The organism is Candidatus Baltobacteraceae bacterium, assembly GCA_036489885.1.
GTDB lineage: Bacteria > Vulcanimicrobiota > Vulcanimicrobiia > Vulcanimicrobiales > Vulcanimicrobiaceae > JAFAMS01.
The window spans coordinates 386,366-402,733 of the sequence record DASXEW010000003.1 but is presented as its reverse complement, the minus strand read 5'-3'; the positions used below and the strand labels follow the sequence as shown (position 1 = coordinate 402,733).

Here is a 16,368-nt window from a genome sequence, read left to right as displayed (position 1 = left end):
GATCACCTAAGCCGCTCGCTCAAGGATCGCAGTTGAAGCGCTAACGACAAGTCTTAATCGATGAGCTGCTACGGAAATTGTGGCGGATGCTCCCCAGGTGAACGCAATACTATCGTCCTCAATGCCGTCGCCGAAGATCACGCCTGAATCATCCATTTCCGAAGTAATCAGAGCTGTGTCTTTTGCATGGAGGGCCGCCTCGGTTAGCGTTGCCTGGAATCCGGTTCCCGGGAATGCCTCTCGAACGAAAAGCGACAAGACCGCGTCTGCGGCCGCAGGTAGCGCCAGTGACGACCTACGCTGCGAATTGATAGACCGCGCCCACCCAGTGCTTCCGGTGCCGGTCGAGACAATAACGCCGGAGGATGATTGACGCTCCTCCTGCTGTTCTACGCGGATGCGATAGCGCGCTGACTGATGGGATCTATGTCCAATAAAAATCTCGTTGAGTGCGAGTAACATTTGACGATCGTCAAGCGTGACTTGTACCATCGTACGTTCTTCTATGGAAATTGCACCTGACATTAGCGCTTCAATAATCTTGGTGGTGTCGGCCGGATCATTGCGGACGAGTACGCCCTCGTACAACCCGCGATCGGGATTAAAGCCAATCACTGGCTGACCGGTGAGGTACTTTGCAACGTTTGCGACCAGGCCGTCCTGACCGACCGCGAGGACGATGTCGGAGGGTTCGAACACGAACCGGTCCAGCTGTGAGCGTGTAAGGCGAACGCGCCGCCACGCCGACGGCACGCCGCGAACGACGGAGGCAATTGCATCCTCGATCTTCCGATGGTTTTGATCGACGAAGTCGAGACTTTGGCCGCGATCCTTGAGCGCGAACCTTGCTTGCGCGCGCGTGCCGTATCGAGCCAAAAGGAGCTCATAGTCAGTCGGACGTGTAACGATAACCGCTCGCGGTATAAGTGCCTGCAAGTTCAGGACTCCTGGAGTCGTTTCGTTCCGGCCGAGAAAAGTGTCGCGAGCATGGGGCTCAGGAGATCAGGTGCGACGTTAAGATGTTCGATCGTCCGCAGCTTGCCGGCGAATTCACGAGCTGCGAGACCAAGAATAATTCGAGGATCCATTTCGTTATAGGCGGCGAGGCGTTCGCGTTCTACTTCGTTCCGTGCCGCTTCAACGGTACGAACAGTTTGGGCTTCAGCGTCGCTTTCAATGATGCGAGTGGTGGCAAGCGATTCGGCGGTAATTTTCTCGGTCGAAGCTTCATCGAGCGCTTTGCGCCGTGCGTTCTGCCCTTGCTGCTGAAGGAGCTCTTCCTCGCGCGTTGCGAGTGCGATGCGGTTTTGCAGCTCGTTTTCCGCGATCGCGCGCTCTTTTTCGACGGCAAAGGCGCGGCGCGCGAACGTCGCTTCATCTGCCTTCTGTTTGATCTCCTCGCGCACGGGTGCCTCGATGGCTTTCTCGAGGTCGGCGGACGGACGTATGCTGGATATCCGAACGGAAGCAACGGCGATGCCAATGGATGTGAGAAGTGCATTGTCGTTAAGGCCAGCTTCAATCGCCTGGCGAAGGTGCTCGAGGCCGTTAATGAGCAGCTCTCGCAACTGTGTCCGCGCAACGTATGAGTTGGCAAACTCTTGCGCCAATTGAGAGAGCATGAGCTCAAGCGATTCGATCGGCTCGCGAACGTAGTTACCTCCGCTTGAGTCGATTGTGAAGTCAACATGATCGGCAAGGACGTTTGCATCCTGCGTCCGGTACGATAAGATTCCTTGCGCCGTCACATCCTGGAAGTCTGCTGACCTGCCGTGAACGACAAGGGTCAACTCACGGTCGTCCATCGGAACTTCTGCGATGCTGTCGCTGAGTGGCCGGAACCAGAACGACAGGCCGCGGCCGCTCTTGAGGATGCGCGCGTTGCGATAGTGGATGGCGTAAGCACTCGCGTCAACACGGGCGTGCCGCCAGATTGGGAATTGTCGAATTTCAGCCATGAAAAGTTCTCCTAGTGTTTCTTGCGTCGATAAAGTGCCGGCTGACGGTGCGCAGTGCCCTCGCGGGCGTCGCCCGTCGGCTCGAGTAAGCCAGACGCCAACATGCGCCGGCGAAACGAATCCTTGTTGAGATCCCGTCCGAGGACGGTCTCGTGCACTTGTTGCAGATCGAAGAGTGTAAAAGTCTCCGGTAATAGCTCGAATCCGATCGGCGTGTAGTCCAGTTTGCCGCGAATGCGTTTGACGGCGACTCCGACGATTTGCTCGTGATCGAACGCGAGCGGTAACGAATTGCCCTGCGCATCTTCGATCGTAACGGGCCCGCCGACGTCGCCTTCCCACGGAACGCGAACTCGCGCGAGTTGCGTACCCGGTGCCGAGGGCTCGAGTTCGCTTGCGGGCACAAGCGCGTAGTAGCTTACGGTAATCACCCACCCCCGCGGATCGCGGTTAGGATCACCGAATGTGTAGAGCTGCTCGAGGAATATGTCGCGGAGGCCGGCTTTATCGCGGAGCACGCGCGCCGCTGCCTCGTCTAGTGACTCGTCGATTCCGACGAAGCCGCCGGGAAGCGCCCACTCGTTCTTGAACGGAAAATCGGAACGGCGGGAGATCAACGTCCGCAGATCGCCGTCGCTGGGGCAGAGCAACGCGACGTCGACGGTAACCGACGGGCGCGGAAACTTCGACTGGTCGTACTCCGCCAGGAAGCGCTGTTCGTCAAGGTTATTTGATGCATCGCGCATATATGCAGGCATTATATATGCGTCATGCATATTTGTCAATTGTCGCCAGCCGCGAATCGAATTGCTGCAGTATGCAGCACCGTGCGGCAGCTTGCTGCGCTGTGCGGCGTCATGCTGCAATTTGCTGCACCACGTGGTACTATAGCGCCCCATGCCCCACTCTGAGCGAGACGAACGGATCTCGGTGCCCATCTCGGGAGCGGACCGCAAGCGGCTGCAGCGTCGAGCCGATGCGCTCGGCAGTAGGGAAGGCCCCCTTGCCGCCGTCCTCTTACACCGAGCCCTAAGTGGAGTCGGCGACTTAGTGAAGGGCGAGCTCGACGAGATTGATCGTGAAGAGCACGATGCAGGTGAGGCGGGAAGCTGATCCGTTGGGGACCCTCGAGACCCCGCACTTTCCCGCTCTGATCCGAATGGTCGGAGGCCTCGCTCTTGGCGGCTACCCGTGGGGAAATTTGGAGGCCGTGCCCCTCTTCGGACCCCCTCCCCCTCCCGCGACTATGCGGCTATACTAGGCTAACAGATTAAGGTGAAGGTTCATCTTTCAACCTTGACTTTCGACTATCGACTGAAAGTCAATTAGTAACGGTGCGTATCAACAATTTCATGAATGCAGTCTACGTGAAATCGCTAGCAGAACCGTGTCGCGTTATCCGATTGGTCAGTGCGTCGTGATCGAGCGTCGTCCGAGAAATCAATTGGAGAATGCAGCCGTATCGCGCGGCATGCTGTGGAAAGGGCCGGCGGAATTTCACGGCCGCATGAGCGCAATTGCAAAAGATCTCAAGCTGACGCAAAGTGAGTACTTGACATCCGCGATGGTGCTTTTGTCGATTGTTCTTGCAAAATCGAAGCCGTCAAAACAAAAACTTCTCGATCTAATCGGCGAAATGAATTCAGCGATTTCGGATGATCAGAACATTCTGTGCACGTGTCGCGACAGCGAGTGGGAACAGCTAAAGCAGTTTGTCGGTGATCTTCAGGAAGCTGGTATCGTTGAGGGTCTCCGCACGACGGCGTCGCCTGGATCTGCCAAGGCCACAGCATATACGTTTCGGTTCACTGAGGATGGTCGTGCTGTATGGAACGCGATCGGAAAGCCCCTCAGGGACTTAGTCTCCGCGCAGGCATTTCGCTAGCCACCTCTCGGCCGTAACGGCCTCGCTATCCACCAATGAGCGGCACGCCCCCGCGGGCGTGCCGAACAGCATTCCCGTTTTTAGCTTCTGACATTTAGCGAGGGGCCAATGCGGGTTTTCGATGCCGGACCGCCTGCGGGCGCCGCATATCAATAGTGACAGATAGAATATTACAATAGCAAAAAAGAGGAAATCGACTAGCGAACGATAAGTCGGCCGCCTCATGAAGACAATAAAGCGCTTGGTCATCAGGCTGGCGGAGAGTGGCTGACCCAAAACCGCCCTCTGGGGAGCCGGCGCGGCGGATCCGGCGACAATATCGGAGCGTGCGCGCGTTTGTCCCGACGCGGACGTCCGGGCTCGTGATCGTTGAGTCGAAACTGGAACGCGACGTTACCGTGTGGCTTGACTCGCTGTCGTGGGTCAAGTCGGTCGCGGCGCAGCCGCTCGAACTGGGCTACGAAGGTCCCGGGGGCGACTGGCATCGGGGTTACCCCGATTTTCTGATCGAGTTCCACGACGCTCCGCCGGTGCTGTGTGATGTGATGTACCGCAGCGGCTTGCGCGAGCGGTGGCCGAAGTACAAGGCTCGATTGCGAGCCGCGTTAGCGGCGGCACGATCGCGCGGGTGGCGTTACTGCATCCTCACCGATCGCGAAATACACACACCTTATCTCGGCAACGTCAAGTTTCTATCGCGATATCTCAATCGCGAAGTGCCGCACGAAGATCGAGTAGCGATCTACGCCGGCTTAAATGGCGCTGCAGCAATGATCAACACAATCATTGCCTCCTTCCCTGCGGACGCGCGTCCGCGCATTCTCCAGTCGCTTTGGGCTCTTCTGGCTCAAGGCGAGCTTTCGGTCAACCTTCAGATCGATCTTACGATGCAAACGCTCATTGAAAGGACGACGCACAATGCACAGTTCGTTCCCAATCGGCAAGGGCGCCGAAGTTTTCTTCAACAACCGCCTCTATCGCGTTGAATATGTCTTAAGCAATCAGATCGTTCAAGCGAAGGATCTCAAGACGGGAGAATCGACGCAGCTCAAGATCGCTGACCTTACACCACCAGAAAACTACAGACCGGCGATCGAACCGCTCGATCTCGATAAGCCAGGACAGGCCGAATCGCGTCGTCGCTATGCCTTTGTGAAAAAGGCTCTGGACAATCCGAATCGGACGCGCGAAGACGTCAAGAGAATTGCGAACGAGGCTGGCGTTAACGAACGGACCATGTACAAATGGATGGCGCTCTTCCTCGCCACACGGCGAGTGTCGTCACTTACGCCAAAAAAGCGAAGCGGCGGTAAGATGGGCAATAGGCTGAATCCAAAGATCAACGACATCGTCCAACTCATGATTGCGCAAATCTACCTGACCAAACAACGCAAAACGATCAAGAGCACGCACGATGAAGTACGACGCCACTGCATCGCCGAAAATTTGAAGCCGCCAACCTACAACAGTGTCCGAAAGCGCATTCTCGACATTCCCGAAGAGATTCGCCTGAAGGCGCGCGGCTATGGCGCTGCGCTCAAGAAGCGACTTCCACGCCCGGGCACCTTCACGGATGCGACCGACCCGCTGTCAATTGCGCAAATCGATCATACGACGCTCGATATCATTCTCGTGGATGAGCTTTATCGACGTCCAATCGGTCGCCCGTATCTCACCTGCATTATCGACGTAAAAACCAGAGGAATTCTCGGATATTATCTATCCCTCGATCCAACCGGTCGCATCACGACATCTCTTGCCCTCGCGCACGCGATTCTGCCCAAAGAAGGATGGCTTTCGCGGCTTGAGATCGCAAGCGACTGGCCCTTTCGTGGACGACCCAGAGTCTTAATTCTCGACAACGCTCGAGAATTCGATTGTCCGTGGCTCACCGAAGCCTGTCAGGAGTTGGGCATCGAAGTTAACTATCGACCGGTGAAGACGCCACACTTCGGCGCACATATCGAGCGATTCTTCGGAACACTCGAGGGCGCGATTCATCAGCTACCCGGAACGACGTTCTCAAACCCGACGGAGCGCGGCGATTATGACTCGGATTCGGAATCGTGCATGACGATGGTTGAATTCGATCGATGGCTGGCAGAATGGGTCGCCAATATTTACCACCAGAAATATCACGACGGCATCCTCAAATCTCCGATCAAAGCGTGGAACGATGCCGTGCTCGGTACTGCTACCACTCGTGGCGTTGGCCTTCCCGACCTTGAGGAAGACCCTGAGATGTTGCGCATCAACCTGCTCCCGTCGGCGAGAAAGACCGTACAGCCGACGGGCATCCGGTTACACTACATCGATTATTACTCGCCGATTCTGCGCAACTACATTGAGGTTATGAACGCAGACGGTAAGAAGCCCAAGTTCATCGTTCGATACGATCCGCGTGATTTGGGCACGATCTACTTCTGGGATCCGGAGTTAAAGCAGTACTTCGAGCTCACGTATCGTACGCCACACCCGCCGATGAGCATGTGGGAGTATCTTGGATATCGCAAAGAGCTCAAAGCGCAAGGTCTCAAAGATGTCGATGAAGAGGCCATTTTCGCAGCCAAGGAACGTAACGACGCCCTCATTTCAGAGGCAGCGTTACGAACGAAGACTGCGCGACGAGCCAACGAACGCCGCGATCGCGCACAGCGCGAACTGCCGATCACAAGGCCAGCGCTTCCATCGGCAGCTGCGAATCCGCCCGACACTTCGTATCCGACCGGTCCCGTCAAGCCGTTCGAGGTTGACGGCGCATGGTAGCAGTAGCTGTGGCCGCGCCGGCGCCGGGAGACGGCGGCGGAGATGATCGTCGAAGTCGCCTATTTCGGGACTATTGGATCAAGTATGACACGAGCGAAAGGGTGCTCTCGAAGCTCGAATATCTCTTCGCATTGCCGCGTGGCGGTCGAATGCCAAATCTTGTCATTGCCGGGTTGACGAATAACGGCAAGACGTCCTTACTCCAGCGATTCATGAGCAATCATAGGGTTCTGCGCGATCCGTCCGCGGAGGCAGATCTCGTAGAGATTCTCTACGTGGAGGTTCCTCCAAATCCAACCGAAGCCGAAATATACGAGCAAATCATTCACGCCATCCATGGTCCAATTCGCGTTTCAGCTCGTACACCCGAAAAGCGTCGACAAGCTCTCACGCTGCTGAGTAACGTCGGCGTACGAGTGCTCATTTTCGACGAGATTCAACACATCCTCAATGCAAATAGTACCACGAGAACGATTCTTCTCGACACCGTCAAGTATATCGGGAATATGACCCAGATCCCAATTGTTGCGGCCGGCACCTATGAAGCGCTCAATGTGTTCAATCGTCACACGCAGTTGGCGAACAGATTCGAGGTCATGAAACTTTCGAAATGGTCGATGGGTGAAGAGTATCTCCGTCTGCTCGCGGGACTCGAAACAATATTGCCGCTCAAACGTCCCTCGAATCTCGCGGGAGAACGGCTTGCAACAAAAATCCTCTCCCTAACGGAGGGTACCATCGGAGAGATAATCGCTCTCGTGCGAGCAGCGGCGTTGAAGGCGATTGAGTCGGGTCGAGAATGCATCGACGAAAGCACGTTGGCGATGTGTGGCTACACGGTCCCATCGGCTCGCCCATCGCGATAATCGGGCGATCCATTGCTACGGCGGATGGCCGCGTGGTCCGTGCCTCTTCCGATGGTTCTGCCGTCGCGACCGCGACCGCGGCGAGGAGAATTGTTTTCCTCGTGGCTTATGCGAGTCGCGAACGGCAATGGACTCTCAATACATCAGCTGACATCTCTCCTCAATGCAGGCCCGATAGGCAACGCGGACATCGACGACGGCGACAATCCTGAACTCGTATCCTCATTGGGTCACGTGACAGGTATCGATGAAGACCTCGCACGTCAAACCACGCTTGATTCAATAACACGCGTTCTGTCTCGGGAGCGAGAACGGGGAGTTGTTCCTTGGCTCCTCGTTCTTCGCTCCGAGCACAGAAAGCGGAGAAGGGCCGGTCTTCAAGCCTGTACGCAATGTCTCGACGAAGATGGGTATTTTCGAAAAATCTGGCGTCTCGGATTTGTGACGACCTGCTCGAAGCACAAACGCGTGCTAATAGATCGATGCGCGCACTGCAATAAACCCATCCGGCCGTGGAACTCCGTCGGCACCGTTAGACGTCCCGGTGCCTGCGTTGCGTGTGATGCGGAACTCCCTATCGGTGAAGCAGCGTCCGACATATGTCTCGAATTCCAGAGGATACTGATCGGCACGCTCAGCCTCGGGCTGTCGCGACTGGTACCGGCCGATGCGACGATCGGCATCTTTGAGAACGTGCACAGCGCTTGTTTGAAACGACTTCGCAACAACGGCTCTACTGTTGCTATCGAGCAAATGTCGCTTATCAAACGGTACGTCCTCATTGAGAGTGTCGCGCGCGAATTTCAAGATGCCAAGCACCTGGCACAAGCGGGGCGCAGTATGTCATGAGACGTGCAGTTAACGACGCATCCATTTCGCGAATACGCGCAAGAAAAATTTTCGGCGGTCGCCAATGCACCACTGTGGCCGGTAAGACCGAGGCCGATAGCGGGCGAGTTGCTTTCATCCTGGATAACGAGGCTCGCTGAGGGAAACGGTCTCTCATACGAGGACTTTTGCCGCGCCGCATTGCCGTGCGGAGCAAGGCCGGATAAGTTCTGGCGTCTTGATAGGCTCGCGAGCGATCGCGACTTTGCGCGCCTTTCACGCGGAACGGCAAGGTCCGAATCGGACATACGTCAATTGTCGCTCTTAAGCCATTTGCGCGTGTTGTCAATTAAGGAACGAGCGCCCGGCGATATCCTCGATAATTGGCTAATCAATACCGAGGTCAAGAAACCACGAAGGGGACCCCAGTGGTGCCCGATGTGTATCAAAATGGTGCCGCACGTGAAGCGAGACTGGCAGTTGTCGTTTGTGACGATCTGCGTCGAACATGCGCGGTCGCTCGTCGACCGCAGCGATCGATGCGCTGGAAAGCTCCGCTATCGTCAAACGACGCATGGACGCAACGATGCCAGTGCGCTGCCTTCATTTTGCCTATGTAAGCATTGTAATGCTTCCGCTACAGCCAAGGCAGACGTTGTGTCTCCCGACGCCATTGAGTTTCAAACAATGCTCCTAGAACAAGCCCGTGGAGCATCCGACGGCACAGGTGACGCCACTGCGCAAGCCCGATCATTTTTCAAAGGCCTGCGAGTCGCCTTGGACCTTCATACTGCAGAAGTCTCGCCTCCTTATCTCACGCGCGAGGGTGACGGCGATCCTCGACGCCACATACTCGGCACGGATTTTCGCGATGCGCCGGCGCGCGCGCGATTCCAAACAGTGGAGTCACTCGGTGCCGTAAGCAAGGGCAGACTAGGATGCTTTCAGGAATTGTGCGACCACATTGGAGAGAATGTCGGTAGTTTGACGCTTCAGCGCCGCGGATCAGTCTTGGCGGTGCTTCAGGAAATTGCAGAAGCACTTCAGTCAGAGGCTAACATTTGTCTCGTCCGTAAGGGGTTCCATGAGCTGGAAATTGCGGCGATCGTCGCTCCCTTGGCTCGATATCAGCCTGGCACGTTGCGCAGACGGTTGAAGGAACAGATTCTCACCACGATCCGCGGCTGTTTCGGCCTTCCGCATAATCGACAAACGGGGTCGCTTCGTAGCTTTCCAGTGCCGCTTGTGGGCTAAGAGCATAAACAGAGCTTACCGTTATGCCGGAAGCGTGATGTTGAATCGGACGGCGGCGAGCCGGAGGGCGATGGTCGACACGGCTCCCGCGGTCAGCGCTGATTGATTATCGGCACCGATGGTTTGCGCGATCAAGTAGATACCTGAGCCAAGCGCCGCGCATGTAGCGTAGAGCTGAGTGCGCACAAAAACTGATGGGACCTCATTGCAAATGATGTCGCGCAAGACGCCACCAACGGATCCCGTAATGACGCCCATGACTATGGAGATGAGAATGGGAGTGTGCATATCGGCCGCGATTTGAGTCCCCGCTGAACTGAAGACGCCCAGGCCAATGGCATCCGGAATAGTGATGGTACTCGCTTTGAGTGCGATTCGCCGCGATATGACAAAGGCGACAACAAGGTCCATCGGTCTCGCGTCGGATCTTAACGACTACCGAATGGCAAACACGATGACGTCCATCACAATCACTATCGCTTCCGGCAAGATACCGTGACTTGCAATCTTCCGAAGTTCTCGAAATGTCACTAACGTTCAGCGCGGATAAAGCGCCATCATAATCACCTGAAGTCACTGCATATTAGCACTCATGAGTGTTTCTTCAGCTGGGTCGCTAACGTTCAACCGATCGCAGCGACCGCAGAGGCTCGCTGCTTCTCGTCCACGAGGGAAGAAACGGAATAAAGACGATGCCGGCGAGCGATAGCGCCAAGCCGGACCACAACGTCGCGTGCCAGCCGTTAGTCAAACTGTGCCCATGCATTGGCCCAAAGGCGTCATAAATGGTGCTGCCGATTTTATTGGAAATGGTTCCGCCCAGACTCATGGCCCCATTTACGAGTCCATAAACGGCCGCTTCAATGCCGGCCGGGCACGCTCTCGCTCCCAGCGTGATCAGGGATAGTGTATAGACATACCCTGTAAAGCCGAGGCAAAAGGCAACGAGATATGCTGAACGCCCGTCCGCTAGAGCAAAACTCACAAGATATCCGGCACAGTCTGCCGAGAAAGCGCCCCAGACCATAGCGCGGATCGAGATGTGAGGGGACGCAAGCGCAAATCCAGCCATCGCAATCAATGCACCTAGCGATCCCGGTATGCGAAGATTTCCGATCGTCTGTTTTGATAAATGTAAAACGTCAACACTGTAATAAAATTGCGCCAAATCTGAACCCGGCGTAATCACGAGATAGAAGATGTATGCAATCAGTGCCCAAAGACCCGCCCCTCGAAATGTCTTGAGCAGTGTTGTGGTTGTTTCACGGCGCTCATTCTTCCACAATTGTCTGTGATCTGTGGTTACGGACGTAAATCGTGATGGTTCGGCGATCAAACCGACTAGAACAGCTCCGATGAGAGCGCAGGCACCGGCCGCAAGAAAGCAGGTCTTGTACGACCAGTGCTGCGTAGCGAAACCAGCCAACGGGCCAGCAAAAGTGACCCCAAGTAGTAACTGCACGCCTTGTTGGATAGACTGCAGTTGTCCGATCGTACCAGTTTCGTTCCCGACCCGCACCATTACGGCGTCCATAATGACAAAAAGCAGATTACTGCCGGAAGCGTACACAATAACGAGCAAGACGACGGTTGCTAAAGAGTACGCTGCCACCGTAGCCATCGAAAACATTGCAGCCGCCATCAGCAACCACGACAACGCATAGTAGCTACGCCTGTGGTACCCGAGAAAAGGAAAGAGATCGGCGCCGGCGCCCATTATGACACGTAAATAGCCCGGAACCCCAATCAGAATTCCGAGCGTCGCGACCTCGCCTGCGGTTAAATGCAGCGTGTCCTTGTAAAGAAACGACAGCTTCTCTGTACTGAATACACCAACGAGAACCCAAAGAGACGCTGAAAGTCCAACGAAGGCGCTCGTTCGGAATGCAATCGAACTCCCTACTTGATGTGCGCCAGGCACGTCCTATTTCTGCCAGTCAACGGCTGGATGCACGCCGACGTTCGACATATCGCGTTGCCGCGGACTATGTTGCCGCCACCGAGCCCACCATTTTGGCGCCTTACCATCTGCGTAGGGAAGTCCGCGGACCCAATAATCGAACCACGCAATCTCACGATGGACCCAATCTCGATAAGCAACTTCTCCCATAATTACGTGCGCATCTTTTGGAGTGATTACAAACTGCACGGGGATGTGCAGCTGCTCCAGCGCACTATAGAGTTGTTTACCGTCGTTAAACAGGGCTGACGTACGCGGCGCAAAACCAAGTAAACCGTAGCGCATGAGCACTGGAGTTCGGATACGGCTCGCATACATTATCGGTGAACGTTTTGCGTAATCCCAAGGTCGTTCACTAAGCGTGCCCTTCATTACATAGTCGATGAAGGCGCTGTTATTCTGATACGATTCGCCGTAGTAACTGACCCAATTCATTGGCCCTTCACTAATCGAAACCGCCTTGAAACGATTTGAGTGCGTTATCGCCCACGCTGCTGACTCGCCTCCAAGACTGTGACCCGCGATCGCAAGTCGCGTGGGATCTGCGATGCCGCGGGCGACTAGCGCGTCAACCGCGCCAAACACGTCCTGTTCAACGTCACCTGTGCCGAGATTGCCGGGAAGAGCGTCCAGAAACGCCGTCCCGTAGCCGTCGTCACCTCGCACGCTGGGGAGTAGCACCGCGTATCCGGCAGACGCGAGCAGTTGAGGTGAGGAGTTGTAGTTACCCCAAAGGTTGACCGTATCGAAATCGCCTTCATAGCGCGCTGCCGGCCCCCCATGAAGTACGACAACAAGCGGATAGTGATGTGCCGCGTCATAGTCTGGTGGCGTAATCAGGAATCCATGAACATGAAACCGACTATCTCGACTCGTCCACACAATATCGCGGACCTTGCCGAGCTTTAACGATTTCAACTGTTCGTCGAAATAAGTGAGACGTCGAAGGTGACCATTTGCTCGTCGAACATATACTTCACCTAAAACGTGCATATTAGTGAGGACGAGCGCTAGCGTAGTCCCATCCTTGGAGAACGAAAAGTCGTGCACATCATAACCGGCTGGTGTGACGGGGTGGCGCCTGCCGTGTACAACATCATAGGCCCAAAGTCGTAGATTCGGACCGTCAAACGCTTGATCGTAGAGGTAACCGTCATGTGCGTTCCAGACCAGAGCGCGAGAGACATAAATTATCGTCGCCATCTCATTCGCGCTCGAGATTCGAGTGGGTGAGGATTGGCGGATGCTCCGGACGAACACGGATCCGACTCGACTAAATGGGCCGCGACGGCAGGAAATAAATGCTACGCTCTTCCCTTCCGGCGACCAGGTCTCAAAGAGCTCGTCTCCGAGCCTATCGTTTAAGGTTCTGGTGACTCCCGATGCGATCGTAATCAGGGCGACCTTTTGATGTAGACCGCCGCTAAGATACGCGAGTTCCTTTCCGTTAGGAGACCATGTCGCGTTCGGCTCCCATGAGTCAGGCGTCGCGAGACTGCGACTCCGCCCGTTCCTAAGTGAGACGAGATCGATGCGAGGGTGGCAGCAATACTGATAACTCAATACACTTGGATCGGTGTTTATAGAGACTATCGTCCGTTGTAATAATGCACTCTGATGCTTGTCGTCGTTGTCGGCGCGAACGACGGCAACAGAGTCTCCTCCAGGACGAAAGCTAAACGATTCCACAGATGAAACGTCGGATGTAGCGAGCCCCTGGCCCGTGACGGCCCGGCGCTGACCTGTCGTAAGATTAAGCAACCAAAGCTCGGTACGACCGTTCGACTCACCTAGGAAGCCAATCGATTTTCCGTCGGGCGTAAAAGTGACATCTTGCACGGGCCAGCCGTATGATCGCGTAGCATCGCCGCTAAGAATGACCTTACGTCGGTTGGTTCGCAAATCGATAAGCGTCCAAGAACGATTGCCAGTGCGTACGTCATCCGCGGAACCCCAAACAGTCTCATATAGCACCCGCGTACCATCCGGTGAAGTCTTTACCGCCGCGACACGCCGTAGGGACGCGAGATCGTGAAACTCAATCGACCGAGGAGTGATGATAGGTGAAGCGGCGTCGACGGCTTCGGTGACGAGTAGAGACATGGAAAGGGCGCTTACAGTTATCACCGCTACGAGCGCTCGCATCGCATGAATCACTAGCATGCTTCACGCGGAACTCTCAAACGAAGAGTCTCAGTCATCGGTAGCTCTCCCTCTTTCACGGTGAACACATCTAGTGTTTCCGATCCGCGCTTCGCACGAAGTGCTCGTAGATTCTGGAAGCTTGTTCATCCCTGTTATGTAGCAGCTCCGGGTGCCATTGCACGCCAAGAAAAAATGTCGAAAAGCCATCGAGACTAGCTGCCTCGATTATTCCGTCGTCCGCGACCGCCTCCACAACCATACCCGAAGCGGGATTCCGTATCGCCTGATGATGGAACGAATTTACGCGCAACCGGTCAGTACGTACGATGTCATGCAGCATCGCCTTTGGGCTCACGGAGATTTCGTGGGCATAGGCGGTGGAATCGAGCCCGAGGTCCTTTCGCTGGTGATGACTGATGGTGTAATTCTCACCAAGATGTTCTGGGAGATGCTCAATGAGCGTGCCACCCAAAACAACATTAGCGATCTGGAAACCGCGGCACACGCAGAGCGTCGGGATTTTCGCGGCGAGAACCTCGCGCATTAGCGACATCTCAAATGCGTCTCGCTCGTCGTCTACGCGATCGTTGGAAAGCTCCTCCCGTCCGCCATAATGAACGGCGTTGACGTCACCGCCGCCCGAAAAGATCACACCCGACAACTCGAACCGGTTAAGGAGTTGAGCTACTTCGAGGTCCTTCGGCAGGACAACGGGTTCGCCGCCAAGGGCAAGAATCGCCGCCTCGTGGAGGTGGACCTCCGGATGGTCATCGGCATCATTGGAACGGACCATCGACGTAATACCGATTCGTGGACGCACGCATCGAGTGTAACGGGCAATGCTACACTCGACATCCCGGAATCCGTGTACGAGTTGCTACTTCATTAGGTCTTGCAGCTGCCACCGCGATCGGAGACCCAATCGGTTGAAGATTGACGTCATGTGTGATTCGACGGTGTGCTCGCTAATCGACAGCGCTTTAGCGATGGCACGATTTGTTTGGCCGCGAAGGACGAGTTCCGCCACTTGGAGCTCACGGGCGCTAAGTGCGGGGCGGAAATCTCCCAATGCCGCAATTGGGGCGCGTGCACGCTCCGCATCGACGCGCCGAGAGGGCTCCGCGAGTTTATATGCCTCCCGCTCTTGGTGCATCCACCCAATGGCACGGAAATGTCGCGCGGCTTCCGTTCCGATCGTGCGGGCTGAAGTTGCGCTTCGATGTCTGAGGGCATCGTATGCGTCCCAAAGTCGGCTGAAGGCCGCTGCGACATGTCCATTTGGGAGATGAACTCGGCGTCGAAGAATGTCCTGAGCGCGCTTCGCTTCCGCCCGGGTACCATAACGAGCCGTCAGCGCAAGCAATTCTTCGGCGTGGTCAGCACTATTGATGGCGGAGACGGCCCGAGATACGATGGATCGCGCTTCGTCGACGGCGTTATTTTGCTCTAGTATCCGCGCATAAGCGGCGGCAATTGGACCGATCCAACCCGGTTCGGATGACGCAAATGCTGCTTCCAGGGCGTCCCGATCAAGTCGTTGACTTTCCAATACCGCGTTCCCCATCGCATATGCAAGCTGCGCGCTGATTGTCGCCGCGAGGATGCGCAGTATCGGGGTTTCGATACTATGCGTGATGGCCTCAGCCAGAAGCTCTTTTGCCACTGTATAGTCTCCCATTACGATCAAGAGGCTGGCGTAACGGAGACTCAAATACGGAACTCGCCATGCGATATGTTGCTCGCGAGCTACAAACAGCGCCCTTTCACGACAGGTTCGCGCAGTTTCGAGCTTACCAAGAACTGTCGACCAGTTCGCGTAGTCATCCCACACGATCGTAAGCAGATATCCATCTTCGAGAGCCTTGGCCGCTTCGACGGCTGAATCAAAGCCAACAAGTGCGCCTTCAGCATCTCCATGTGCTGCGTCGATCATTGCTCGTTGGTTTGCCAATATGACGCGCGCGCGAGAGTTTGCGTGAACCGCGGTTAGCGGCACTGCGTGCGCTCCAGCCTCATCATAACGGCCAAGCAACGTCAAATAATTGGCGGAAAGCGCCTCCAGTTGCGCTTGAGTTTCGACAGTTGCTCGTTCTCCGTGATGTTTGCGAATCTGTCCAATGAGAGCGATGCTAAGGGGAGTCTTTGCCTCCAACCAATATTGACGCGGCATCATGAACTGTATTGCTAAACCTTCAGTGCTTAAGCCAAGGGCGGAGTGTCTTGCGATTGAACGCTCTATCCACCCTCGAGCCAAATCTGGCCGCGACGTATAGAATATGGCGCGCACCAACTTTTCCGAGATGCGATCGTCATCAATAAGAGGCAGTTCCGCAGAGAGCGCTTCCTGATAATGGATCGCAGCTTCTGAATGATCGTACTTGCTTAGCGCCGTGTCCCCAGCAGCCTCAAGGCTGTGTAACGCGCGGGCAATACGACGTCGTTCCTTGTTGCGGTTTCGAGCGCGATAGACGCGAGCTTTTGCACTGGCATTGCATGCTTCGCATGTCCGGAGATCCCGCATCGGCTGCCTACAGCAACAGCGTGTACACAAACCATCGATAAGCGCTCTCTCACGCTTCCGTCGGACCCAAAGGGTGCTTGTCGTTGTTGTATTCTCCGCAGCATTACGGTAACAGAACGATCCCGCGCAAGTGTTACCGTAAGTCCGCGAGGGCCTTTCCAAGCGAGGCGGTCACCGGCACGCGT

General features: G+C 55.6%; 13 protein-coding genes. 4 read left to right on the top strand and 9 right to left on the bottom strand.

Features of this window, described 5'->3' with window-relative positions; all coding sequences use genetic code 11:
• Positions 1–6: 6 nt before the first annotated feature.
• The 3 genes from VGG22_07880 to VGG22_07870 all read right to left on the bottom strand — a co-directional run bounded on the left by VGG22_07880 (position 7) and on the right by VGG22_07870 (position 2,716).
• Complete coding sequence (locus VGG22_07880) at positions 7–699, bottom strand: hypothetical protein (protein ID HEY1728275.1); 693 nt, start codon at positions 697–699, stop codon at positions 7–9.
• Positions 700–938: 239 nt separating this feature from the next.
• Entirely contained in the window at positions 939–1,958 is a 1,020-nt protein-coding gene (locus tag VGG22_07875; protein HEY1728274.1) for an SPFH domain-containing protein, read from the bottom strand.
• An 11-nt stretch (positions 1,959–1,969) separates the two neighbouring features.
• On the bottom strand, positions 1,970–2,716 hold the full coding sequence (locus VGG22_07870; protein ID HEY1728273.1) for an NUDIX domain-containing protein: 747 nt from the start codon (positions 2,714–2,716) through the stop codon (positions 1,970–1,972).
• 659 nt (positions 2,717–3,375) lie between these two features.
• Between VGG22_07870 and VGG22_07865 the strand changes: the two genes are divergently transcribed.
• From VGG22_07865 to VGG22_07850, 4 genes are all read left to right on the top strand, one after another.
• A complete protein-coding gene (locus VGG22_07865; protein ID HEY1728272.1) occupies positions 3,376–3,843 on the top strand; it encodes a hypothetical protein in 468 nt (155 codons plus the stop codon).
• A 326-nt stretch (positions 3,844–4,169) separates the two neighbouring features.
• Positions 4,170–4,829: a TnsA endonuclease N-terminal domain-containing protein gene (locus VGG22_07860; GenBank protein ID HEY1728271.1), complete on the top strand. Its 660-nt coding sequence runs from the start codon at positions 4,170–4,172 to the stop codon at positions 4,827–4,829.
• Positions 4,762–6,609: a Mu transposase C-terminal domain-containing protein gene (locus tag VGG22_07855; protein HEY1728270.1), complete on the top strand. Its 1,848-nt coding sequence runs from the start codon at positions 4,762–4,764 to the stop codon at positions 6,607–6,609. Before VGG22_07860 ends, VGG22_07855 begins: the two co-directional genes overlap by 68 nt.
• A complete protein-coding gene (locus tag VGG22_07850) occupies positions 6,603–7,475 on the top strand; it encodes a TniB family NTP-binding protein (protein HEY1728269.1) in 873 nt (290 codons plus the stop codon). Before VGG22_07855 ends, VGG22_07850 begins: the two co-directional genes overlap by 7 nt.
• Before the next feature lie 471 nt (positions 7,476–7,946).
• Here VGG22_07850 and VGG22_07845 read toward each other — a convergent pair whose 3' ends face one another.
• From VGG22_07845 to VGG22_07820, 6 genes are all read right to left on the bottom strand, one after another.
• Entirely contained in the window at positions 7,947–8,174 is a 228-nt protein-coding gene (locus tag VGG22_07845) for a hypothetical protein (GenBank protein HEY1728268.1), read from the bottom strand.
• Between the two features lie 1,404 nt (positions 8,175–9,578).
• Positions 9,579–9,968, bottom strand: a complete 390-nt coding sequence (locus tag VGG22_07840) for a TRIC cation channel family protein (GenBank protein HEY1728267.1) — start codon at positions 9,966–9,968, stop codon at positions 9,579–9,581.
• Between the two features lie 205 nt (positions 9,969–10,173).
• Positions 10,174–11,478, bottom strand: a complete 1,305-nt coding sequence (locus VGG22_07835; GenBank protein ID HEY1728266.1) for an MFS transporter — start codon at positions 11,476–11,478, stop codon at positions 10,174–10,176.
• 3 nt (positions 11,479–11,481) lie between these two features.
• Positions 11,482–12,720, bottom strand: a complete 1,239-nt coding sequence (locus tag VGG22_07830) for a prolyl oligopeptidase family serine peptidase (GenBank protein HEY1728265.1) — start codon at positions 12,718–12,720, stop codon at positions 11,482–11,484.
• A 1,030-nt stretch (positions 12,721–13,750) separates the two neighbouring features.
• On the bottom strand, positions 13,751–14,482 hold the full coding sequence (locus VGG22_07825) for a gamma-glutamyl-gamma-aminobutyrate hydrolase family protein (protein ID HEY1728264.1): 732 nt from the start codon (positions 14,480–14,482) through the stop codon (positions 13,751–13,753).
• A gap of 57 nt (positions 14,483–14,539) precedes the next feature.
• Positions 14,540–16,183, bottom strand: coding sequence for a LuxR C-terminal-related transcriptional regulator (locus tag VGG22_07820; protein ID HEY1728263.1), 1,644 nt, complete (start codon positions 16,181–16,183; stop codon positions 14,540–14,542).
• Between the last annotated feature and the right edge of the window lie 185 nt (positions 16,184–16,368).